16 protein-coding genes are annotated in these 22,453 nt (G+C 66.2%); 5 read left to right on the top strand and 11 right to left on the bottom strand.

The genetic code is table 11. The features are described from left to right. Positions 1 to 10: 10 nt before the first annotated feature. The 4 genes from AC6LJW_RS17220 to AC6LJW_RS17205 form a co-directional block, all read right to left on the bottom strand. Positions 11 to 847 carry a transporter substrate-binding domain-containing protein gene (locus AC6LJW_RS17220; RefSeq protein ID WP_498087857.1) on the bottom strand — a complete coding sequence of 279 codons (837 nt, stop codon included), beginning with the start codon at positions 845 to 847 and terminating at the stop codon, positions 11 to 13. A 100-nt stretch (positions 848 to 947) separates the two neighbouring features. Continuing rightward, positions 948 to 1,970, bottom strand: coding sequence for a Bug family tripartite tricarboxylate transporter substrate binding protein (locus tag AC6LJW_RS17215; RefSeq protein WP_056561543.1), 1,023 nt, complete (start codon positions 1,968 to 1,970; stop codon positions 948 to 950). Beyond that, positions 1,967 to 2,908 carry a TauD/TfdA dioxygenase family protein gene (locus tag AC6LJW_RS17210; protein ID WP_056561545.1) on the bottom strand — a complete coding sequence of 314 codons (942 nt, stop codon included), beginning with the start codon at positions 2,906 to 2,908 and terminating at the stop codon, positions 1,967 to 1,969. Before AC6LJW_RS17210 ends, AC6LJW_RS17215 begins: the two co-directional genes overlap by 4 nt. Positions 2,909 to 3,052: 144 nt before the next feature. After that, positions 3,053 to 3,886, bottom strand: a complete 834-nt coding sequence (locus AC6LJW_RS17205) for a DUF4189 domain-containing protein (protein ID WP_235512036.1) — start codon at positions 3,884 to 3,886, stop codon at positions 3,053 to 3,055. A 303-nt stretch (positions 3,887 to 4,189) separates the two neighbouring features. On the opposite strand from AC6LJW_RS17205, the gene AC6LJW_RS17200 reads away from it, so the two are divergent. Continuing rightward, complete coding sequence (locus tag AC6LJW_RS17200) at positions 4,190 to 4,756, top strand: hypothetical protein (protein WP_056561547.1); 567 nt, start codon at positions 4,190 to 4,192, stop codon at positions 4,754 to 4,756. A 199-nt stretch (positions 4,757 to 4,955) separates the two neighbouring features. Continuing rightward, positions 4,956 to 10,346 (top strand): autotransporter domain-containing protein, encoded by a 5,391-nt coding sequence (locus AC6LJW_RS17195; protein ID WP_498087840.1) that lies wholly within the window; start codon positions 4,956 to 4,958, stop codon positions 10,344 to 10,346. A gap of 52 nt (positions 10,347 to 10,398) precedes the next feature. On the opposite strand, the gene AC6LJW_RS17190 is transcribed toward AC6LJW_RS17195, so the two are convergent. The 5 genes from AC6LJW_RS17190 to AC6LJW_RS17170 all read right to left on the bottom strand — a co-directional run bounded on the left by AC6LJW_RS17190 (position 10,399) and on the right by AC6LJW_RS17170 (position 15,973). Then, positions 10,399 to 12,048: a PepSY-associated TM helix domain-containing protein gene (locus AC6LJW_RS17190; RefSeq protein WP_498087839.1), complete on the bottom strand. Its 1,650-nt coding sequence runs from the start codon at positions 12,046 to 12,048 to the stop codon at positions 10,399 to 10,401. Between the two features lie 17 nt (positions 12,049 to 12,065). After that, a complete protein-coding gene (locus tag AC6LJW_RS17185) occupies positions 12,066 to 12,356 on the bottom strand; it encodes a hypothetical protein (RefSeq protein WP_056561553.1) in 291 nt (96 codons plus the stop codon). Further along, entirely contained in the window at positions 12,343 to 12,645 is a 303-nt protein-coding gene (locus tag AC6LJW_RS17180; RefSeq protein WP_498087838.1) for a hypothetical protein, read from the bottom strand. The genes AC6LJW_RS17185 and AC6LJW_RS17180 overlap by 14 nt, the downstream gene beginning before the upstream one ends. Before the next feature lie 88 nt (positions 12,646 to 12,733). Then, on the bottom strand, positions 12,734 to 14,887 hold the full coding sequence (locus AC6LJW_RS17175) for a TonB-dependent receptor (protein ID WP_498087837.1): 2,154 nt from the start codon (positions 14,885 to 14,887) through the stop codon (positions 12,734 to 12,736). Positions 14,888 to 15,085: 198 nt separating this feature from the next. Further along, complete coding sequence (locus tag AC6LJW_RS17170) at positions 15,086 to 15,973, bottom strand: LysR family transcriptional regulator (RefSeq protein ID WP_056561559.1); 888 nt, start codon at positions 15,971 to 15,973, stop codon at positions 15,086 to 15,088. Positions 15,974 to 16,070: 97 nt separating this feature from the next. Here AC6LJW_RS17170 and AC6LJW_RS17165 point away from each other — a divergent pair, with 97 nt between their 5' ends. From AC6LJW_RS17165 to AC6LJW_RS17155, 3 genes are all read left to right on the top strand, one after another. Beyond that, positions 16,071 to 16,820, top strand: a complete 750-nt coding sequence (locus tag AC6LJW_RS17165) for an SDR family NAD(P)-dependent oxidoreductase (protein WP_056561561.1) — start codon at positions 16,071 to 16,073, stop codon at positions 16,818 to 16,820. Between the two features lie 274 nt (positions 16,821 to 17,094). Further along, positions 17,095 to 18,429, top strand: coding sequence for an MFS transporter (locus AC6LJW_RS17160; RefSeq protein WP_056561564.1), 1,335 nt, complete (start codon positions 17,095 to 17,097; stop codon positions 18,427 to 18,429). A 169-nt stretch (positions 18,430 to 18,598) separates the two neighbouring features. Continuing rightward, complete coding sequence (locus AC6LJW_RS17155; RefSeq protein WP_056561566.1) at positions 18,599 to 19,339, top strand: SDR family oxidoreductase; 741 nt, start codon at positions 18,599 to 18,601, stop codon at positions 19,337 to 19,339. 23 nt (positions 19,340 to 19,362) lie between these two features. Here AC6LJW_RS17155 and AC6LJW_RS17150 read toward each other — a convergent pair whose 3' ends face one another. Together AC6LJW_RS17150 and AC6LJW_RS17145 are read right to left on the bottom strand one after the other, a co-directional pair. After that, entirely contained in the window at positions 19,363 to 21,276 is a 1,914-nt protein-coding gene (locus AC6LJW_RS17150) for a B12-binding domain-containing radical SAM protein (RefSeq protein ID WP_498087836.1), read from the bottom strand. 79 nt (positions 21,277 to 21,355) lie between these two features. Then, a partial coding sequence (locus tag AC6LJW_RS17145; protein WP_498087835.1) for an alpha/beta hydrolase family protein occupies positions 21,356 to 22,453 on the bottom strand: 1,098 nt, incomplete at its 5' end.

The raw sequence follows: 22,453 nt of genomic DNA, 5'->3' as shown, positions 1-22,453 counted from the left end.
GTCGCGGCGCTCAGCTGCCCTGCTTGAACTTGGCATTGAGTTCCTGCAGCAGCGGCTGCGGCGGCTCGATGCCCAGGCGCTTCTCCGTGCCGATCAGCCAGCCGGTGCGATGCCAGTCCTGGATCACCTCGTCGACGGCGGCGATCGTGTCCGTCTCGCCCTTGCGTGTCCATACGACGGAGTTGGCAGGCAGCACCTCGGTCGCGATGGGTGCGTGATACTCCGCCCACTCCGGGTTGCTGCGCAGCAGCGGGCGGATCAGCGTCGAATCATGCACCGCCGCCACGCATTGGGCGCCCCGTAGCGCCAGCAGCGAATCCGAAGAACTCTTGTAGCCCTTGATCACGGCGCCGTAGTCGGCCGCAAGCGGACGGGCGAAGCTGCTGCCTTGCGATACGCACACGGGCTTGCCGCGCAGGTCTTCCCACTTGGCGATGCCGCTGGTCTTCAATGTAGCGGCGGCGCCTCCCACCCTGAAGAAAGGCGTGGGCGCATATCCCAGGATCTCGGCGCGCTCGGGGTTCAGTTCCATCGAGGCGATCAGCAGATCGACCTTGCCGGAGATCAGGAATTGGGTGCGCGTGGCGGTCTGAACCTGCACCAGCTCGGCCGTGACGCCGAGGCCCTTGGCGAGCTGCCGCGCCAGCTCCGGATTCCAGCCCACCAGTTGCTGGGTTGCCGGATCCACCGATCCGAATACGCCACCGTTGGCCAGCACGCCGATCGTGACCGTGCCGCGCTCCTTGATCTTGTCGAGCGTCGCATCGGCGTGCGCGGCGCCGGCGGCAAGCGCCAGCGCCAGGGTGAATGCAGTCCGGGCCGCGCCCGGTGTCTTGTGAATGGCCATATCGGAAGTCATCAGCAGTAGAAGAATCTCCATGCTGAATGCCGCACGGCGGCAAGACAATGAATGCTTTCAGATATGGATATGCGGCGCGTCGCAGGCGCTATTTGAGCTTCACGTCCGCCGTCGCGATGACCTTGCGATAGGTTGCGATGTCCTCGCGCACTGTCTGGTCCACCGCTTCCGGCGTCGTGGCTGCAATGGTGAACCCCAGGTTCTCCAGCAGCGTCGCGGTATCGGGTTCGCGCAGCACGGCCACGACGTCGCGGTTGATGCGGTCCACGATGGCCCGTGGCGTCGACGCCGGCACCGCAAAACCCTGCCAGCTCTCCACCACGTAGTCCGGCAGGCCGGACTCCTGGATCGTCGGCACATCCGGCAAGGCCTTCGAGCGGTACGGCGTGGTGACGGCCAACGCCACCAGCTTCCCATTACGCACGTTCTCGGTCGCCGCGGCCAGCGTGATCAGCATCGCGTCCACATGACCGCCCAGCACGTCCAGCGTTGCAGGACCGCCACCGGGATACGGGATCTGGTTGGTCTTGGCGCCGATCCGCTCGTTGAGCAGTTCGACGGCCAGATGCTGCAGGCTGCCGGTGCCGCCGGGCAACGCTAGCGAGATTTCGCCGGGCCGTCGTTTGACCAGCGCCACGAACTCCTGGAAGGTCTTGACGCCGAGCCCGGGCCGCACGACGAGCAACTGCGGGTTGACGACCGCCTTTGTCACCCCCTGCAGATCGCGCACCGGATCATAAGGCAGCTTGCCGGGCTGCAACGCATTCAGCGACAACGCATCGCCGCCAAGCAGCAATGTGTAGCCGTCGCCCTTTGCATGCGCCACGGCCGCGTTGCCGATGGCGCTGCTGGCGCCCGGTTGGTTCTCGACGACGACGCTCTGCTGCCATTTCTCGCCCAGCTTCTGCGCCACGGTGCGCGCCAGCTTGTCCGCGCTGCCGCCCGCCGACACGGGCACGATTATCTTTACCGGGCGGTTCGGATAGCGGTTGACGTCCTCGCCCGGCAGTGGCGCCGAGCCCGCGAAGTTGCTCAACAGTCCTGCACCCAGCACAACTCCGGCAACCAACCCCAAGCCCGCGCGCACGGCCGATTTGCGTTTGATGCTCATGCCGTTGCTCCCGCCTGCGCGCCGCGCTCGACGCCGAACGCGCCAAACGGCTTGCCCAGCACAGCGGTCGAATGCCGCCCATCGATGCCCACGGGCACCTCGCCTTCCAGCGTGATGCGATAGAGCACCCGTTCCGCGTCCAGGTAAGCGAAATCTCCCGGCCCCTGATGCGCGGTCGCGCGGTTGTCCCAGAACGCGATGCTGCCCGGCTCCCAGCGGAAACGCGCCGTGTATTCGGGCCGCGTGATCTCGTCGAAAAACAGGTTCAGCAGATGGCGGCTTTCCTCTTCGGTGACGTCCTTGATGCGGCGGGTGAATCCCGGGTTCACGAACAAGGCGCGCTCGCCCGTTTCAGGAATCACACGCACCACGGGATGCTCAGACACCAGCGGGCTGGCTTGAACGCGCTGCGCATAGACCGTCTGATTATCGAAGTCGCCGTTGTAGCCACCGAACTGATGCCGCGCCCACAGGCCGTCGGCCAGTGCGCGCACCGCCGGAGACAGATGTTCATAGGCCGCCACGAGGTTCGTGAAAATCGTGTCGCCGCCATAAGCCGGAACCTGATGTCCCGCACGCAGGATCGACCCGGCCGGCGGATTGACCACGCCCGTCACATCGGTGTGCCAGCGCTCGCCGCGGCGCCCGGTGATTGACTTGGACGAGATGGTCCGGATCTGCGGAAAGCCCTCCGGCGGATTTGCGTCATACGGGTGCGCGGACGTCGGACGTCCGAACCGCGAGGCAAACGCCAGGTGCTGCGCATGGTCGATGTGCTGGTCCCGAAAGAACACGACCTTCCACCGCAGCAGCGCGGCCTTGATCTGTTCGACTTCATGCGCCGTCAGCGGCTGCGTCAGGTCCACACCGTGGATCTCCGCGCCCGTGAAGACGGAAAGCGGCCGGATATCCAGCCGGGTACGTTCGATTGTGGTCATGTGCTGCACCGTTCCGTGTTGTGTAAAAACAGAATAGGTGCGCCTGGCAACCCCAACAAATACCGATACGCAATGTGAAAATAATGGGAGCAAAAACAAAAACGGGCCCATCGGCCCGTTCTCTAGTTCACGCCCGCCGGCAGATCAGCTCGGCTTTTCATCCTCGCCGGCGTAGCCGTCAACGTACGGGCGGCCGGAGCAACGCACCATCGCCACGCAGGCCGGGCTGCCGGTCTTGGCGGTGCAGGTGGCGCGCGATTCATCTCGAGCCGTCTTCGGATCGGGATTGAGCACAGTGAAGCGGGTGCCGCGCCCCTCGGCGCCCTTGGGCCAAGCCATGCCCACGCAGCTATCGGTGTAGGTCAGCACCTTGCGGCAGCCCTTGCAATCTTCCCAACTCAGCAGCTGGGACAGCGCATCGTTCTCGTTGGGGTAGCCGTCTGCATAGACGAGTCCGCCGTCTTCGCCTTCGGCAATGGCGCCCCAGTATCCCCGCTGGTCCAGCTTGGAAGACAGGCGCTCCAAATCGGCGGGCGTGGCCTTCACGGGGGCCTGCATGTCGGCGGCGCTGTAACCCGGGCCCACGCATACCGGCATGGTGGTCAGTTGGCATTTGCCGTCGGGGCTGGCGGCCGTGCAGCGCCGGATCGCCTTCTTGGCTGCCATTTCGGGCGACACGCTGTTGCCCGGGTACAGATTCTGAACGGAGTTGCGCGCGTACACGATGCAGCTGTCGGAGAACCAGCTCAACACCTTGCACCCGTTGCCGCCGGCCTTGCGACACTCGGCCAGCGCAGCGGCTTCGGCGGCCTTGCCATCGGTTTCGGGCAACACCCAGAAGATCCGGGAGTGCTTGCCGTCGGTGGCGATGCCGCCGTAGAGCTTTTCGGCGGCGTGCGCCGAGGGAAAGGCCAGCCCCGCCACCAGGGCCAAGGCGGCAAATGCGGCGCGGATCAGGAATTGAAAGCGAGCGGGCATGATCGTCGTGAAGTCCAGTGGATTGGGCGGGAACGATGTTAGCCCAGGGTTCCAGGGTTCCGTCCCTCTATGAAGCCACTCTGTCGGCATATTAGGTAACAAATTTCACAGGTCGGCTTGCGAACTCCGGCCCCTTTTTTCGGTAAAAATGTCGCACTTTCTGGCGCCGGCCGTCCTAGTCTTGGCCGCGCATTTTGCCGCCACGGGCGCCAATCACCGGCAGCCCCGTCACGAACAGAAACAATCCGCGCCGTGTCCTCGCCTGTCGAGGGACCTGCCACCCGGGAGCCTGGACAACACACCATGAAGCCGACACAGCATTCCAACCAAAACCGCGGAAAGTTCCTTCTGTTGACCGGCCTGCTCGTCACGCTGGGACTGACCGGATGCGCGCCGATGCCCACGGGCGGCAGCTCCACGATGCCCTCGCTCAGCCAGGTCTTCAAATCGGGCCTGTCGTTTTCGCCCAGCGTGAACGTGGCCAAGAACATGGAGGGCCGCTCCATCAACGACGCAATCGCGGCGCTGGGCGAGCCGTCCAAGATCCGGGCGGTCGGCAACACGATGGAACTGGAATGGTCGGACTACCAGTCCGCCCCCTACACCGAGTGGGTGGTGGACAGCACCAGCCAGCAGGTCGTGGGCATGATCCCCGCCACCAACACCACGGCGGCCACGCCGGTGTTCCAGAACAGCAGCACCGGCCACTACGCCAACCGAACGCGCATCTATGAATGCAAGGTGCTGATGCGGATGCAGGACAGCGTCATTACCGACACCAGCGTCGACGGCAACGTATGCCCGGAGTTCATTGGCGCGCTGCGCAAGTGGGCGGGCGAGGCCGAGGCGAAGAATTACGTGGTGAATTGAGAAAGGGGCGCGCAAGGCGCCCTTTTTTGCCTCCTTACCACGCAAGACCAAGTACTTTTACTCACTCGCGGTTACTATTCCGAAACTAATTCACACAGGTTTCGCGAATCCGCGCATGTGCGCGTTGGCGTGAAGCTGCCAGCGCGCCGGCCGCCTGCCCGACGGCCCGCCGTATCAGGCGCATCGAGGAGGACTTGTCTTGAATCACATCTACCGGCTCGTATGGAACCGCAAGTTGCGGGTATGGCAAGCGGCGTCGGAATTCGCCTCGCAGTCTCGGGCAGGCCGCTCTTCCTCGTCGGGCGCCCTGTCCCGTGTCTCGCCTCCCAAGGCGCTCTGCCTCGCGCTGACGATCGGCCTGTCGGTGCTGAGCTCGGCAGTTCAAGCCGCGTGCGTACAGACGGGTGTGGACGTGACATGCTCCGGCGAGCCCAACCCGATTTTTCCCAACTTTTCCAGCCCCGACGACAATCTCATCGTCCAGGTGGCATCGGGCGCCGGCGTGTCTCGCCCAACAGGCTCCGGCGGTTGGTCGATGTCTCTCACCGGCAGCAATGCGACGGTTACCAATAGCGGCACCATTGACCCCGCCCTGCTCAGCAATCCCATCGTCGCTGTTGCAGGCGGCTTGCAGATCGGCAATGCGACCACCCAGTCCATTTCTTTCGTCAATTCGGCAACGGGCCGGCTCGGCGGAAGCACGGGGCCGGGAGGCGTCCTGCCAAGCCTGCAAGGTATGGCGCTGTCCGTCCAGAACGGGGTGGGCGGAGTCAGCGCCCTGACCAATGAAGGCAGCATCGCAAGCGCGCCCCTCATAGGGGTCTCGGTCGCGTCGCCGGACATTCCCGTTGTTGCCGCGACCGGTGGCGGTCAAGTGCGCTTCGTGAACACTGGCGCAATCACCGGCCGCATAGGTTTCGAACAGTCCCGCTCTCCTGGAACAGGCCATAGCTTCGTCAATGCCGGAACCATCGTGGGCGGCGTATCGCTAGGCCTGGGCGGAAACAATACTTTCACCGCAGTATCCGGTTCTTCGGTGACACGCGGCGCCGGCGCCGCCACTCTGGACCTGACCGCGGCCTCCGACCCGGATCTGCGCTTTGCACCACCCGGAGAAGTCGATGGCGGCGCGGGTGGAGGCAATACGCTGGTGCTGCAGAACGTGATGCCGTCGGCGGGCACGGGCAGCGGCACGGGCGGTGCAGTCACCGGCATTTCCGGCGGCGCCTACATCAACTTCCAGAATTTGCGCGTCAACAGCGGCTCCTGGTATCTGACGGACGGTCCTCTGGCCAATGGCGGAAACGTCGAATTGAACGGCGGCGCGGTCCACATTGCCAACAACGCCGTGCTGGGCACGGGCACGGTCAGCGCGAATGGCGGGGCCATTGGCACGACCGCCGACTTGACACTGGCCAATAACTTCGTGCTCGGCGCGCAAGGTCTGACCTTGCAGAGCGGCAACCTGCTAACACTGACTGGCGTCGTGTCCGGTGCGGGCGCACTGACGCTGTCCGGGTCCAGCACGGTCACCCTGAGCGGAAGCAACAACTATTTGGGCGGCACCTCCGTCGGGATTTCTCAGACGCTCGTGGGCACCACCAACAGCCTGCAAGGCAACATCACCGCCAATGGCCTGTTGAGGTTCTCGCAGGCTAACAACGGCACTTACGCGGGCAACATTTCGGGTACTGGCTCCCTGTCCAAACAAGGCGCTGGCACGGTAACCCTGACCGGCGCCCATACCTATGCGGGCGCCACCAATGTCACAGCGGGCACCCTCGCACTCGGTGCGACGGGCAGCCTCCCGGCAAGCCTGGTGTCCGTGCAATCCGGCGCCATGCTGGACCTGAGCGCTGCCGGCAGCCAAACGTTGGGCGCGTTGCAAGGAACCGGCGGCAGCGTCCAGTTGGGTGCGAATCCGCTGACGCTGAATGGCGCCTCGCCCGCCAGCTATTCCGGTGTCATCTGGGGACCCGGCGCGGTGATCAAGACGGGTTCCGAACAGCAGACCCTGAACGGCTCGAATACGTTCGCGGGCGGCCTGACCGTAAACGGCGGTGTCCTGGCGCTTGGGACAACCGGCAGACTGGCGGCCAACTCGGCGGTCACCGTCAATACGGGCGGCACATTCGACGTGTCCGCCTCCTCGCCTCCGACGATTGGATCCCTGGGAGGCAACGGCGGCAGGGTTGCGATCGGCGCCAACATGCTGGGCGTCGGTAGCGGCGCCTACGCGGGCGTCATAGATGGCACGGGAGGCATCGTCAAGTCGACCGCCGGCACCCTGGCGCTCAACGGCGCCAATACCTACACCGGCTCCACACTGGTGACGGCCGGCGCGCTGCGCATCGGCGGCGACACCTCTCACTCGGCAGCCAGTGTCAGCAGCAACATCAGCGTGGACAGCGGCGCCTCGCTGGGCGGTGCCGGCGTCGTCAACGGCAATGTCGGCGTCGCGGCCGGCGGCAGCCTCGCCCCCGGCGAACCCGGCGGCATATTTACCATCAATGGCAACCTGACCATGAATCAGGGCAGCCAGGCCGACTTCACCTTCGGGGCGCCGGGAATCGGCTCCTCGCGCGGCGTTGGGCGCAGCGTGACTGTCGTCGGCAACCTGAATCTCCACGGCGTGCAACTGAATGCCCTGGATGGCGGCGGCTTTGGCCTGGGCCTGTACCGGCTGTTCGACTACACGGGAACCCTGTCCACGACGAACGGCGGAATACTGCCTGGCGCGGCGGGTCAGACGATCCAGACCCTGACCACCAGCAAGCAGATCAACCTGATCAATACCGCCAGCCTGGAACTCAATCTCTGGAACGCCAACGGCTTGGCCAGCCCCTCCCGGCTGGGCGGCGGTTCCGGGGTCTGGTCGCGCACCAACGCAAACTGGACCGACGCCAACGGTAGCCTGACCGCTTCGCGCCAGCCAGCCGATGCCTTCGCCATTTTCGGCGGTGATGCGGGCACGGTCACGGTGGACGCGACGGCGGGCGCGATTACGGCGAAGGGCATCCAGTTCGCCGGCGACGGGTATCACCTGATCGGCGACCAGCTGGAAGTGGCCGGCGCCATGACGGGCGCGCTGGGCGAAGTGCGCGTGGGCGACGGCAGCCTGCCCTCCATGGCCTGGACGGCCACCATCGACAACGTGCTGACCGGCGCGGGCATCAACAAGACGGGATATGGCACGCTGGTGCTCAACGGCGCCAACGTCTACACCCAGGCCACCCGCCTGAGCGCGGGCACGTTGTCCGTGTCCAATGACGCCAGCCTCGGTGCGCCGCTTGTCCCGCTGGAGTTCCGGGGCGGCACGCTGCAGGTGACCGGCACGACCTTCCACAACACCGACCGGGTCATCAGCCTGGACGGCGCCGGCGGCGGGTTTGATATTGCCGATGCGGGCAACACCTTCACGATCGATCAAGACCTTCCCGGCAACGGCACGCTGTCCAAGCTTGGCGCGGGCACCTTGGTGCTGACCGGCAACAACACCTATGGCGGGGGCACGGCCGTACGGGCCGGCACCTTGCAGGTGGGCGATGGCGCGGTCTCGGGCAGCATTGCCGGCATTGCCCAGATCGAAAGCGGCGGCACGCTGGCCTTCAAGCGCAGCGACCGCGTGGTCTTCGGCGGCGACATCGTCGGGGCGGGTGCATTGCGCCAGTCCGGTACGGGCACGCTGGTGCTGACCGGCCAGAACGCGCTCAGCGGCGTCACCACCATCGACGCGGGCACGCTGCAGATTGGCGATGGCGGCACCGCCGGCTCTATCGCGGGCAATATCGTCAACAACGCCGGCCTGGTCTTCAACCGCGCGGACGATCTCAGTTACGCAGGCGCGCTGTCGGGCGCGGGCGCGACCAGCAAACTGGGTGCGGGCACCCTGGCGCTCTCAGGCGACAGCAGCGCCTACACCGGCACGACGCAGTTGTCGGCGGGCACGCTGCAGGTCGACGGCAAGCTGGGCGGCCGCGTGCAAGCCGCGGCGGGCACGACGCTGACCGGGACGGGCACGCTGAATGCCGTCACCGTCGGCTCGGGCGCCACGCTGGCGCCGGGCAATGCCGCGGCGCCTTATGGTCAGATGGCCTTGACCGGCGACCTGAACTTCAAGCCGGGCGCGGCCTACCGTGTCGCCACGGATGCCAGTGGCCTCAGCAGCAGCGTGCGCGCTGCCGGCACCGCAACGTTGGCGGGCACGGTGGTGCAGCTTGCGCAGAACGGCAACTATGCGCCGTCCACCACGTACGCCATCCTGAATGCGGACAGCGGGGTCCGCGGCCAATTCGACGCCGTCTCCAGCAACCTCGCCTTCCTGACGCCCTCGCTGTCGTACGGCGCCAACCAGGTCAATCTGGTCGTGGACCTCAAGCAAGTGCCCGTCGATAACGGCAACGGCGGAGGCAATGGCGGCGGCGACGGCGGCACGCGTCCCATCGAGTTCGCCGACGCGGCCGTCTCGGGCAATCAACGCGCCGTGGCGCGGGCGCTGCAAAGCCTGCCCGCCAACAGCGCGCTCTTCCGGCATGTGCTGAACCTGCCGAATGGCGCTCCCGAGTCCGCCTTCAATGCCCTGTCCGGTGAAGCGCACGCCAGCACGATGTCCGGCCTGCAGTACACAGCCGCCACCTTCACGCAGGCGCCGCTGACGCGCTTGCGCGCCAACCTGAACGCCGGCTGGATGCCCGGCACGCCGACCGCGCAGCTTGGCCTGGGCGACGCGTCCGCCCTGCCCCGCTCGGCCGCACAGCCGTTGTGGACGCAGGTGTTCGGAAACTGGACCACGCTGGACGGCAACGGCAACGCCGCAAAGACCACGCAGTCGGATGCCGGTGTCACCATCGGCGGCGATCACGCCATCGGCGGCGGCTGGCGTCTGGGCGGCGCGCTGGGCTACACCGACAGCCGCAGCCGCCTCGCCGACCGCGCTTCCAGTTCGGAAGCCGACAGCTACAGCGTCACCGTCTACGGCGGCAAGGCGTTCGAGGCCGGCGCGGGCAAGCTCAACCTGAGCCTGGGCGCGGCGTACACCTGGCACGATGTCAGCACCCAACGCAGCACGGCCGGCGCGGGATTGGACCAGACGCTGAAAGCCAGCTACGGCGCAAGCACGGGCCAGGTTTTCACGGAGGTCGGCTATGCCGTGCCGTTGAATGACCGCGTGACGCTGGAACCCTTCGTCGCCGCCAACTACAGCGACCTGCGCACGCGTGGCTTCTCGGAATCGGGCGGTGATGCGGCGCTGCGCGGCGAAAGCAGTAGCAACAAGGTCACCACCACGACGCTGGGCCTGCATGCGCTGACCACGTTCGAGAGCGCCGGTGCTCTCGGCCACGTACACGGAACGCTCGGCTGGCGCCATGCGTTTGGCGACCTGGACCCGGCCAGCACGCTGTCCTTCGTGCAGGGCAGCGAATCGTTCACGGCCACCGGCGCGCCCATCGCCCGCGACGCGGCGGTGATCGAGCTGGGCGTGGGAATCGAGGTCAGCAAGCGCACCACCGTCGGCGTGGTGTACGGCGGCCAGTTTGGTCAAGGCAACCGTCAGAACTCGGGGACGTTGGACGTGCGATATCGGTTCTGACGGCTGGCGGTCAGCGGCGGACAGAAAACCCTGGGCAGCCAGGCCCTGGGTTTCAGCCCTGGGGTTCAGCCGCGGGATCAGCCCCGGAACGCAGGCGCCGCAGCGCCCACGCGCTGTCCGCCTCGCCGCGCCCCAACCGCCGGTGCGTGACGACCGCCATCCACGCGAACCCCAACGCCATGGCCAGCGCCGTCGCATCCACACCCAGCGTTGCGGCCGACGTGTGCGCCCACAAGCCGGTTGACGGCGCCACCGCGCCCAACAGCGAGGTCAGGGGAATCGCCAATGTGAACGCGGCCGCCAGCCACAGCAGATGCACCGCCGCCCTTGCCCCGCCACGCAGGAACGACCAGGCGATGGCCGCGAAAAACGCCGCGTAGTACAGCCCCTTGATCCACGCGTTCAAGTCGGCGACATGACCGTGCAGACCTTTGGCGGCGACCATCATGAGCGACATGCCGCACACGCTGCCCAGGCACACGCCTACCGTCGCGGACGCCATCAACCGAGTATCGAGCCGCTGCACCGGCACCGCGCCGGTCCGCCGATCCGCGCGCTTGCGGCGCGATTCGATCCAGAGCAGGTTGCCGCTGTAGAACAGCCACGCGCCCGCCAGCCCCAGCACGAAGTACAGCCACTGCACCGCCGCGCCGCCGAAGGACGCCATGTGCAAGGCAAAAAAGCTGCTGACCCACAGGTTTGCCGCATCCTGGCGGCCCGGCAGGTAGTCGGTGTTGAGCACCTTGCCGCTGTACGGGTCCATCGCCACGAAACCGCCGCGGGCGCGCGGCGACACCGCGGCCGGGTCCTTGCCCCAGATACGGACGATGGCGCGAGGCGCCGTCACCTGCGTGTACTGCAACGCGCTGGGCTCGAACGTTGGCGATACCTTGCGCGCATGCTGCAGCAACGCCTTCGGCGTCAGCATGACCGAAGGATCGCGCGGCGCAGCGTGGGGCGTGGCTCCACCCCCGCGCTGGAATACCGATTCCAGCTTGCCGGCGTACATCAGCCGGTCCTGAATGTCGTAGATCCCGTCGTGAAAGGCGAACACGACAGAGCTGAGCGCCATCACGATATGGAACGGCAGCGAGACAATGCCCACCACGTTGTGCGCGTCCAGCCACATGCGTTTGCGGTTCTTGCCCACCCGCAGCGCGAAGAAATCCTTGACCAGCGAAGGAAGCAGGACGATGACGCCGGACACCAGCGCGATCCCGTACAACGACGCGACGATGCCCATGAACCAGCGGTTGGGATCGCTGTCAGCCGGCAGACCCACCACGCGATGCAGCACGTCGATGAAATTGCCCAGCCCGCTGGGCGCGGCCTCGCCGATCTGCACGGCCCCGCCCGCGTCCAGGCGCGCGACATAATGCCGCACGGAGGATTCGTCATGATCGTCGGCTTGCGGGTCGCGCACTTCCCAGGCCATGCGCGCGGGCACGTTTTCGGTGGGCTGCAGATGGATGGTGAAGCCCTTGGCCACGTCGGGCCGCGCCGCCAGCGTCCTGGTGATCAGGTCGGGCGCGGTATCAAGCGGCGACATCGCCACGTCTGGCCGCGGCGACGCCCAGCGCGCGATGGGTTCCTTGAACAAGGTCAGCGCGCCCGCGTAAAACGCGATGAAAAGCGCCATGCCGGTCAGGATGCCGGTCCAGGTGTGCACGGATTTGTAGATGCGGATGTAGTCGGCTCGCATGATGGCGATCCTCCTGCTTAAAGCGCGCCGGCCGCGTACAGCCCGCCATAGAGCGCCAGGCAGGTCCCGCCCAGCCAGCACCAGGCGCGCAGACCGCTGCCGAAGAAGTAAACGGTGGACGCGATGCCCAGCCACACGGGCGGCACCAGCCACATGGCAAGCTGCGAGCGGGTCGCAAGCGGCACCGAGGTCGTCAACGCGGCCAGCAGCGCGCTGGCGCCCAGGGCGATTGCGAATCCCAACAACGCGCCGGCCAGACTCTTTGAGACCCAGTCTCGCTGAATGGGCGCGGGCTTAGCGGGCTTCATCGCGTTCTCCCCGCTGCATGCCCCCGCCGTTTATCCGGCGCAGTACAGCCAGATACGGAATCAGGCAGAAAAACAGCATCAGCGCCGTACAGAACACGAACACTGCGGTCACCACGGTGAATCCGTAAAGACACCCCGAGCCGCCCAACGTCAGCAGCGCGATGCCCGCCGTGCGGGCGGGCGCGGCGGCCCAAGGCGCGCTTGCCCACTGCTGGTTGGGCGAAGCGCGATAAATGCAGAAGCAGCCGGCGCACAAGGCAATCAGGCTGGCAAGAATGAGGACTGGCATGGTCGCCCCGGGATGAATGGTGTTTGGGCCCGCCGTGCGCCAGGATCGGTGGATCCGGCGGCGCGGCGGACGCCTCGCAAGCCGCGTTTCAGAACGTGATCGCAGCGGACGCCATGACGCTGCGGGCCGGTCCCAGCGTCGCAATCGGCGTGGTGTCGCTGAAGATGCCCGCGTAGTAATACTTGTTGAACACGTTGTTGACGTTCAGACGCAGTACCACGTCGCGGCCGTTGATCTGCGTCGCATAGCGCGCGCCTAGGTCAACCTGGCCCCAGCCGGGAATCTCGATGTTGTTGGCCGAATCCGCGTACTGGCGCGACGTCGCCTGGATGCGTCCGGTCAGCGTCAGGCCGGGCACCCACGGCGTATCCCATTCCACCGCGGTGTTGACCTGCCAGCGCGGCGCGCCGACGGCGGTATTGCCGTCGTACCGGCCATACGAGGTCTTGACCTGCGTGCCCTGCGTGTACGTGACACCGCCCAGCACGCGCACGCCCTGAGCGATCTCGCCAAACGTATTCCACTCCACGCCGCGCACGCGCTTTTCGCCGCCGTCCGCATACGTGGGCCGTGCCGTCGAACCTTCGGTCACGAGCATTGGCTTGTCGATCTCAAAAAGCGCCAGCGTGTTGGTAAAGGTGCCGGCGTTCCATTTGACGCCCAGTTCCTTCTGCTTGGTTTTGTATGGAGCGAAGACTTCACCAAAGTTGGTCGCGGTCGTGTCGGTGACGCTGTCGCCCTTGCTGAGGCCCTCGACGTAATTGGCGTAGAACGAGAGGTCGGGTCCCCACGGCTTGACGACGACAGCCACGGCCGGCGTCACGGCGTCTTCGTCGTAGCGCGCCGTGGTCTTGCCTGTCTTGTCGAAGTTGCTGGTCTTCACGCGCTGGTTGCGCACACCGCCAGTCACGCGAAGCTTGTCGTCCAGGAACGACATGGTGTCGACCAGCGCCAGGCTGGTCAGCGTGTTCTCGCTGGTCTTGGGCGGGCTGCCCGGCAGCGCCGGCATGACCGGCGTGACGGGGTTGTAGATGTTGGACCGGAATACCGAAGCGGGACCGGTGGCCGATCCGTCCTCGAGCTTCAGGTAGGACGCCTGCAGCACGAGTTCATGGCCCACGCTGCCCGTCTTGAAGCGGGTGCGCAGGCCGCCCTCGGCGGTGGTGGCGTCGGTGTAGGCGCGCTGGCCCACGATCTGGCCAGTGAAGTCGCCGTTGGGCTGGATCTGCCGGGCATGCGTCCCGTTGATGAGGCCGGACTGGTCGCTGTCGCGCCGGCCCACGCCCGCAAACGCCGAGACGTGCTCGTTGAAGCGGTACTCTGCCTGGCCCATGATGGCGTTGCTCTGGATGCTGCCGTACGCGGTGCTGAACTGGTTGATACGGGGATCGGGCGCCACCGGCACCACCGGACTCGCAAACCAGAACATCGCTGGTGTGCCACCCGTGAACGATTCCTGGCTGTGGTACGCGTCGATGGATGCCGTCAGCGCGCTGCCGCGGTAATCCAGGCCCGCCGAGAGGAATTCGCGCTTTCTGGATTGGCCGTCCAGCGTGGTGGCGCCGTCGCTGAACGAACCGTTTACGCGCGCGCCCCATTCGTTGCTGGCGCCAAAACGCCGGCCGGCGTCGATGGTCGTGCCCAGTTGCCCATCGGACAGCCAGTCCACGCCGAACGTAGCCGTGGGCGTGTCGGTCGCGCGCTTGGTGACCAGATTGACCGTTCCGCCGACCGCGCCGCTGGGCGCCATGCCGCTGAACAGCGCGTTGGGCCCCTTCAGCACCTCAACCCGCTCGACGAACTCCACGGGCGTGCGGCCCATGGGCGCCAGGCCGTACAGGCCGTTGATGGCCACATCGTTCTGGTTGACGTCGAAGCCCCGGATGCGGAAGTTCTCGTAGGCGTGGCCGCTGGAGGTCGTGAAACGCACCGACGGATCGTTCGCCATCACATCGGCCAGCGTGCGCGCCTGCTGGTTCTTGATGAGTTCGGACGTATAGCTGGTGACGTTGAACGGCGTGTCCATGACGGACTGGTTTCCCATGAGGCCGAGCCGCGCGCCTTCGGCGACCTGCCCCCCGGCATAGACCGGCGGCAGATCCGCGTCGCCCACCGCGCCGGCAGTCACGGTGACCGGCTGCAGCGTAGTCGCCTGCCGCGCGTCCTGCGCGTACGTTGCGTGCAGCGGCAACAACAGGGTCAGCGCCACGCAAGGCGCGATTCGCGCCGCACGCGAATCCATCGAAATCAATTTTTCCTCAGACACTTTCCACGCCCTCAAGTTCAATGCAAATGAGAATGATAGGCGCTTATCTTACGAAAAATATCGTTAACACGGCAGTGGTCAACCCGTCGCTCGCGCAGAATTTGCGCTGGCGCAAACGATTCGATATGGACCTGTTTTAATTCCGCCACACATCCTGCGCTCGATCGGGCAACGCTACGCCAGCGACTGCAATTGCTCCGCCATGAAGTCGATGAACAGCCGCGCCCGCACGGGCGCGTGTCGGCCGAAGGCGTGCAGCACAGACACCGGTACACGGGGCAGATGCACCTCGGGCAGCACTTCGGCCAGCCGTCCGGCCGCAATATCTTCCGCCACAGCCAGCCGCAGGATCTGGATGATGCCCAGGCCACCCAACGCGGCAGCGCGCAGGGCCGTGCCGTCGTCGGTGTCGAAAACGCCCTCCGGGCGAATGACCTCCCCCGATACGAACGAGATGGGAAAAGGGCTTCCGGCCAGCAGGTAACGCACGTGCGCGTGACCGGACAGATCCCCGATGGTGCGGGGCGTGCCGCACCGCTTCAGATATGCGGGCGATGCCACCAGCGTCAGCCGCAGTTGCGCCAGTTGCCGCACATTGAGTTCCGAGTCCGCCACACGGCCCGCGCGAATCGCAAGGTCGAATCCCTCGCGGATCAGATCCACATGCCGGTCGGCAAGGCTCATTTCCAGCTTCAGATCCGGATGCGCAGGCAGAAAGCGGTTGACGATGGGCGTCATCAGCAAGCGCCCCAGGTCACCGGGCGCCGTAATCCTTAGGCGCCCTTGCGCGGTGGCTGCCGGCTGCATGACCTCGCTGGCGTCGTCCAGCGCACGCAGAAGCGGCGCCACCCGCTCGTAGTAGGCCGCTCCCTCGGGCGTCAGCGACAGCACGCGCGTCGACCGCTGAAACAGCCGGATGCCGAAACGCCGTTCCAGCCGTGCGATGGCCTTGGACACGGCAGAAGGCGACGTGCCGAGGATCCGGCCGGCACTGCTGAAGGAGCCGGATTCGACAGCGGTAGCGAAGGCGACCAGTGCTGACGCGTCAGGCAGCATGTCCATTGATGACCTCCAGGAATAGGTGCTTGTACATAGAACGACTATTTAACGCTTATTGGAATAGATAGAGTGGGCTTTCCTTCATCTTTCTGGAAAAACCATGACCCATCTACAGGGGAAAGTCGCTCTCGTCACCGGCGGCAACAGCGGCATCGGACTGGCGTCCGCCCTCGCCTTCGCGCAGGCCGGCGCGCAGGTTGTCATCCTGGGCCGCCGGCAGGACGCGGTGGACGCGGCCGTGCGCGCCATTGGCCATGCCGCGCTGGGCATCACGGGGGACGTGGCCGACCTGGACACGCACGACCGCGTGGCCGCCGAGGTGCAGCAACGCTTCGGCGGCCTGGACATCTACCTGGCCAACGCGGGCGTCGCCATCCTGGAACCCTCGGCGCAGGTGTCCGTCGAGCACTACGACCGACAGTTCTCCACGAATACGCGCGGCGTGTTCTTCGGCGTGACCCGAGCCCTGCCCGTGATGAACGACGGCGCGTCCATCATCCTGGTCAGCTCGATTGCCAGCGCCAAGGTGCTGGAAGGCCATGCCGTCTATGCGGGAAGCAAGGCCGCCATCGAAGCCATGGCCCGCAGCTGGGCGCTGGAACTGAAGGCGCGGCGCATCCGCGTCAACGTCATCAGCCCCGGTCCGGTGGATACGCCCATCCTGGAAAAGCTGGGGCTGCCCGCTGATCAGCGCGCGGGCCTAGCCGACGCCATGGCCGCCGCCATTCCGCTGGGCAGGATGGGCCGCCCCGACGAACTGGCGCGTGCCGCGCTGTATCTGGCCAGTGACGAGAGCAGCTTTGTCACGGGCGTCAACCTGCGGCTGGACGGCGGGATGGCGCTGACCTAATGCGCTGCCGCGCCGGGCGGGCGGCGCGTCGCAGAGCGGCTGGTTCTCAAAGCCCCCAGACGATGTAAATTTGTCCAGCCAGGGCTCCCCTCAATCAGCGCTACAATCCGCGCCGGATTCCCGCCGTGCGTGCCCCGCGCCGCCCGGCCCGCGCCCAAGCGCATGGCATTTGCCCCCCTCAAGCCAGGCGAACCATGACGCACTCCCCCAAACCCCATTGATCGTTTGTCCGGTCGCACCGGATGCTTTTGCTGTTCTGGAAATCGAGGATTTCATGTCTCGGCAGTTGTTGGGCCTGGTGCTCGGGCCCCTACTTGGCTTGTTCGTTGTCTGCATCGGCAACGCTTTCATCTCTTCCCTTACGACCTTGCAGTTGGACGCCGCCGGCGAATCGGCCACGGTGGTCGGCATCATTTCGTCGTCGTATTTCATCGGTTTGACGCTGGGCGCGATCTTTAATGACCGCCTGATCCTGCGCATCGGTCATATCCGCGCCTACAGCAGCTTTGCGTCGCTGATCGCCGTGACGGTGCTTCTGCAGGGCCTGATCTTCGATCGTGAAGCGTGGTTCGTGCTGCGCCTGATCAACGGCTGGGCAAGCGTCGGCGTGTTTCTGGTGGTCGAAAGCTGGCTGCTGCTGGCGGGCGATGCCAAGATGCGCGGCCGTCTGCTGGCGCTCTACATGATCGCGCTGTATGGCTCGGGCATGCTGGGCCAGTTGGAACTGGGCGCGATCACGCGGCTGGGCGACATGGCGCCGTTCATGGTGGCCGGCCTGCTGGCGTCGCTGTCCGTGCTGCCGATGGTGATCATTCCGCGCGTCTCGCCGCTGGTGGAACGCGTCGAGCCGCTGCTGCCGCAGCATCTGGCGCGCATGACGCCCACGGGCGTGATGGGCTGCTTTGGTTCGGGCGTGGCGATTGCCGCCGTCTACACGCTATTGCCGCTGTATCTGCAGCGCATCGGCCTGGACGTTGCCGAGGTCGGCAAGATGATGGGCGCCGTCATCCTGGGCGCCATGGTGCTGCAGTATCCGGTCGGACGCTGGTCGGATTTGCGCGACCGGCAAGTCGTGCTGATCGCGCTGGCCGTCTTTTGCGCCGTGCTCAGCCTGCTGATCCTGATGCTGCCGCCTGGCTCGTCCCTGTTGATGCCGTTGCTGTTCCTGCTGGGCGGCGGCGTCTTCGCGATTTATCCGGTCGCCGTCAGCCACGCGGCCGACCGCGCGCCGGCCGACGCGCTGGTGCGCATGATCCAGGGACTGCTGCTGATCAACTCGCTGGGATCGGCGCTGAGTCCGCTGGCGATCTCGCCGGTGATGGCGAAGTTCGGCGAAGCGGGCCTGTTCTGGTGCTTTGCGCTGCTGAATCTGGCACTGGTGACGTTCTTCGTCTGGCGCCGTAACGAACGGCCCGCGCCCGCCCCGGTCGCGCCCTTCGCGGCGGCCGCGCAGATGTCGCCGGTGGGCGTGGAGCTGCGCGTGACCGATGACCTCATCCAGGGCGCGCTGGATCACGAAATGACCGAAGATCTGACCAACGCGGTCCACGGCGCCGAGGCAGCCGAGCCGGTGCTGTCCACCGTGCCGGACGCACCGCCGACGGCCTGACGGGCAGTATCAAACGGCTAACAACCGCTCGCCTTTGCGCGAAAAATGCGGGCAATCGTACCGGCATGTATCGGCGATTCCCGCCGCACACAGTGCGACATGAAATCGGGCGTGCGCCGGCACGGGTTCAGCAGGATGATGCAAGCACCCTTTAACCCCGGTGCACATCATGGAAAACATCCCTCCCCTTGAATCCCCCGCCGCGCTCGTATTCGGCGGCTCCCGCGGCATCGGCGCCGCCATTGCCGCGAGGCTGGCGGAAGCCGGCTACGCCGTGGCGCTCACCTATGCCAGCCGCGCGGACAGCGCCAACGCGGTCGTCGCGTCCATCGAGGCCAGCGGCGGCCGCGCGCTGGCCATTGAAGCCGACAGCGCCGACCCGCAAGCCATCGCATGCGCGGTGAATACCGCCGTGCAGCTGTTCGGGCCGTTGAGCGTTGCGGTCGTCAACGCCGGTATCTACCGCGCCAACCCGATCGGCGCGGTCCCGCTCGACGAACTGGACCAGATGCTTGCGGTGAACGTGCGCGGCGTGTTCCTGGCCATCCAGGCGTCGGCCGCCAACATGCGCGACGGCGGACGGATCATCACCATCGGCAGCAACACCGCCGTCCGGACCGGCTCGCCCGGCAGCAGCGTCTACGCCATGACCAAGGCCGCCGTCGCCACGCTAGTCAGCGGCGCGGCGTTGGACCTTGCGCCGCGCGGCATCACCGTCAACAACATCCAGCCGGGTCCCATCCAGACGGACCTGACGGCGGACTGGACGGCGCAGCTCATCCCCCGCATCCCGCTTGGGCGCATGGGTAAATCGAGCGAAATCGCGGGCCTCGCGGCATTTCTGGCCGGGGCCGACGCTGGGTACATCACGGGCGCCAGCCTGACGGCGGATGGCGGCTTCGTGCTGTAACCACGCGAGGCGCGCCTGGGCCGTTATCCCCGCTGGCTCAGCGCGCGCGCGATGCGATTGCGCGCCACCGTCGTGCGCGGCACCTTGAACGGGAACCAGCTGCGCACGTCCTCTTCCAGGCCGATGCCGTGCATGAAGTTATAGATGGCCTTCTTCAAGCCCTTGCCCAGCGCGTCGTGATCCACGCCCGTGGGGTCGTGAAAACCCACGTCGTTCTTGGCGAACGTGACGTCGGGCAAGGGCTTGAGCTTGATGCCATACTCGTCGGGGTTCAGGCCCACGGGCGAATGCACCGTACAGGCGAAGCGGTGAAAGAACCCGCTCTGGATGCAGTCGTTTTCAAATAGCTGGCGCACATATTCCAGCGCGTCGACGGTGTCCTGCACGGTCTGCGTGGGAAAGCCGTACATCAGGTAGGCGTGCACCAGCACGCCGGCATCGCTGAACGCGCGCGTCACGCGCGCCACCTGGTCGATCGACACGCCCTTCTTCATCAGGTTCAGCAACCGGTCGGACGCCACCTCCAGTCCGCCGGACACCGCAATGCAGCCGCTGTCGGCCAGCAGTTCGCACAGTTCCGGGCTGAAGGTCTTTTCGAAGCGGATGTTGCCCCACCACGAAATGCCGGCGTTGCGCTCGATCAGCTCGGCCGCCAGGGCCTTCAACGCCTTGGGCGGCGCGGCTTCGTCGACAAAGTGAAAGCCGGTCTGCCCGGTTTCAGCCACGATGGCCTCGATGCGATCGGCCAGCACGGACGCCGACGCGCCCTCGTAACGGCCGATATAGTCCAGTCCAACGTCGCAGAAGCTGCACTTCTTCCAGTAGCAGCCGTGGGCGACAGTCAACTTGTTCCAGCGGCCGTCGCTCCAGAGCCGGTTCATCGGGTTCAGCATGTCCAACAACGACAGGTAGCGGTCCAGCGGCAGGCCGTCCCATGTGGGCGTGCCCACCTCGGCGAACGCGACGTCGGGTTCAACCAGGTTGACGTACCGCACCGCGCCGCTGTCGGCATCGCGCACAAAGGTGCGCACCAGGCGCTGGCGCGACCGCTTGCCCTGCACATGCTCAAGCAGCGCAAGCAAGGGCCGCTCGCCGGCGTCCAGCGTGACGAAATCGAAGTAATCGAACACGCGCGGGTCTTTCAGTTCGCGCAGCTCGGTGTTGACGAAGCCGCCGCCCAGCACCGTGACGATGGTGGGATCCTGCGCCTTGATGGCCTGCGCAATGCGAAAGGCCGCGTACACCGCGCCCGGAAACGGCACCGACAGCAGGACCATCGTCGGCTTGTGGCGCGCCAGTGCAGCGTCCGTAAGCTCGCGCAGCGTTTCGTCCACCAGGTTCATCGGCGCGGCCAGCGCCTCTGCCAGCGGGTCGAACGTCGGCTGGCTGCCCGCCAGCGATTCGGCATAGCGCACGAATTCAAAACGCGGGTCGATGGCGTCACGCAGCACGTCGGCCAGGTCGTTCAGATACAGCGTGGCCAGGTGCTTGGCCCGGTCCTGCAGGCCCAGCGCGCCAAACGCCCACCCCAGCGGATCGCCGCCGTCCTCGTCCAGGTAGACGTCCAGCGAGCTGAATCGCGGCCCCTCGGGCAGATAGTTGCGCCCGGCAATGCGGTGCGCCAGCGTGGGATCGCGGCCTTGCAGAAAGCCGATCACCGGCCCGATGGTGGCCAGATAGCGCGCCTGCATGGCGACGAAGGCCTGGACCGGTTGCGTGTGTTTTTCAAGGGGCAGCGCGTCGATACGCTGCGCCACGGCGCGCAGGCCGTTGGCCGACAGCAGGCGCAGCACCAGGGCAAGCGCCAGATCCTCCTGGAACGCGGTGACCTCGCGCGAACGCAGGAAGCCGGTGAGGTAGGCGGTGGACGGGTACGGGGTATTCAGCTGTGTCATCGGTGGAATCACCGACAGCACGCGCAAAGGCAAGGTCGACATGAGGCACGGCAAGACTGCCGTCTAAAAAGCGGGGATCGGTGCAATTATAGGCAGCGCGGCGGGCGCGGCCCGACCCGCCCTACAGCACGCCGTCCAGCCAGTCCAGCACGCGGCGGTTCAACAGCGACCGGTTGGCGGATTCGCAATGGTCCCCCGCGCCCTCTTGCGCCGTGAAACGCAGCAGCGTCTTGGGGCAGCGCAACGCGTCGAAGAACTGCTGGGTGCCGGCCGCCAACGGGTCGTTTTCGGCCAGCGCCATGAGCATCGGGCACGTGATCTGGTCGACGCGGCCCTCCAGGGTGAAAGGCTCGACCGCACGCAGGTAGTCTCGCAGATTGTCCACGCCGTGCACCCAGAAGCCGCGCCGCATCACCTTCCACGTCAAAGCGGGGCTGGCCATGACGAATTGCTGCAAGCGGTCCACCACCGGTTGCTCCAGCTCCCCCAGATTCGCCGCGCTTTCCGTGCTGACGCCCAGCTTGACTGCCAACGGCCGGAACGGGCCCGCGAGGCTCCATTGACCCGGGTCCGCTATGCAGGCCGCCAACCGAGGTTCGCCGGACGCCGCACGCGGCGCCAGATGGCCGCCCAGGCTCCAGCCGCTGAGCGCAATGCGCTTTGCGTCCACGATGGGCAGCGTCACGGCGTAGTCCACCACAGCACCGACCACCGTCTCCCAATCAGGCCGCATTGTCACGCCCTGTTCGTAAAGCATGCCGCCCTGCCCAGGCCCGTCGAACACAAGGGCGTGATAGCCCCTGCGCGACGCGGCGACGGCGCTCGCAAAATACATATCGGTCACCGTGGCGTCATAACCGTTGGTGAAGATGACAAGTGGCCTGACAGCGGTCTCGTGACCGGCGGCCGGAATCAGATATGCCGGCATGCGCGCGCCGTCCAACGGGATGCCCGCCGGCTTGACCGGATGCTCGGACAACGCGAGGCCGCGGTCGAAAGCCGCGATCTGTTTACGAAAGGCCGCCAGCAACCGCGCATCCGTCGGAGCGCCATACAGCGGCCGGTACGCCGTGCAATAGAAGGCGCTGGCGCGCAGGTACAGTTCACGCGCGCTGGCAACACGGTTGCGGCGTTCGGCGTCATGCGCCTCGGCGGCCAGCCGATCACCCGCCGCCATCCAGGCCTCGAAGAATGCGGTGTCGTCCCCGTCCCCCACCAC

This window comes from Achromobacter sp. 1012554356 (assembly GCF_059760815.1).
The sequence above is the reverse complement of the archived record's forward strand: the minus strand, read 5'-3'. Positions and strand labels throughout refer to the sequence as shown.

Excerpts from the sequence above, each read along its gene's own strand:
- AC6LJW_RS17220 (WP_498087857.1), bottom strand. The coding sequence starts at position 847 with ATGGCCATTCACAAGACACCGGGCGCGGCCCGGACTGCATTCACCCTG.
- AC6LJW_RS17215 (WP_056561543.1), bottom strand. The coding sequence starts at position 1,970 with ATGAGCATCAAACGCAAATCGGCCGTGCGCGCGGGCTTGGGGTTGGTT.
- AC6LJW_RS17210 (WP_056561545.1), bottom strand. The coding sequence starts at position 2,908 with ATGACCACAATCGAACGTACCCGGCTGGATATCCGGCCGCTTTCCGTC.
- AC6LJW_RS17205 (WP_235512036.1), bottom strand. The coding sequence starts at position 3,886 with ATGCCCGCTCGCTTTCAATTCCTGATCCGCGCCGCATTTGCCGCCTTG.
- AC6LJW_RS17200 (WP_056561547.1), top strand. The coding sequence starts at position 4,190 with ATGAAGCCGACACAGCATTCCAACCAAAACCGCGGAAAGTTCCTTCTG.
- AC6LJW_RS17190 (WP_498087839.1), bottom strand. The coding sequence starts at position 12,048 with ATGCGAGCCGACTACATCCGCATCTACAAATCCGTGCACACCTGGACC.
- AC6LJW_RS17185 (WP_056561553.1), bottom strand. The coding sequence starts at position 12,356 with ATGAAGCCCGCTAAGCCCGCGCCCATTCAGCGAGACTGGGTCTCAAAG.
- AC6LJW_RS17180 (WP_498087838.1), bottom strand. The coding sequence starts at position 12,645 with ATGCCAGTCCTCATTCTTGCCAGCCTGATTGCCTTGTGCGCCGGCTGC.
- AC6LJW_RS17175 (WP_498087837.1), bottom strand. The coding sequence starts at position 14,887 with ATGGATTCGCGTGCGGCGCGAATCGCGCCTTGCGTGGCGCTGACCCTG.
- AC6LJW_RS17170 (WP_056561559.1), bottom strand. The coding sequence starts at position 15,973 with ATGGACATGCTGCCTGACGCGTCAGCACTGGTCGCCTTCGCTACCGCT.
- AC6LJW_RS17165 (WP_056561561.1), top strand. The coding sequence starts at position 16,071 with ATGACCCATCTACAGGGGAAAGTCGCTCTCGTCACCGGCGGCAACAGC.
- AC6LJW_RS17160 (WP_056561564.1), top strand. The coding sequence starts at position 17,095 with ATGTCTCGGCAGTTGTTGGGCCTGGTGCTCGGGCCCCTACTTGGCTTG.
- AC6LJW_RS17155 (WP_056561566.1), top strand. The coding sequence starts at position 18,599 with ATGGAAAACATCCCTCCCCTTGAATCCCCCGCCGCGCTCGTATTCGGC.
- AC6LJW_RS17150 (WP_498087836.1), bottom strand. The coding sequence starts at position 21,276 with ATGTCGACCTTGCCTTTGCGCGTGCTGTCGGTGATTCCACCGATGACA.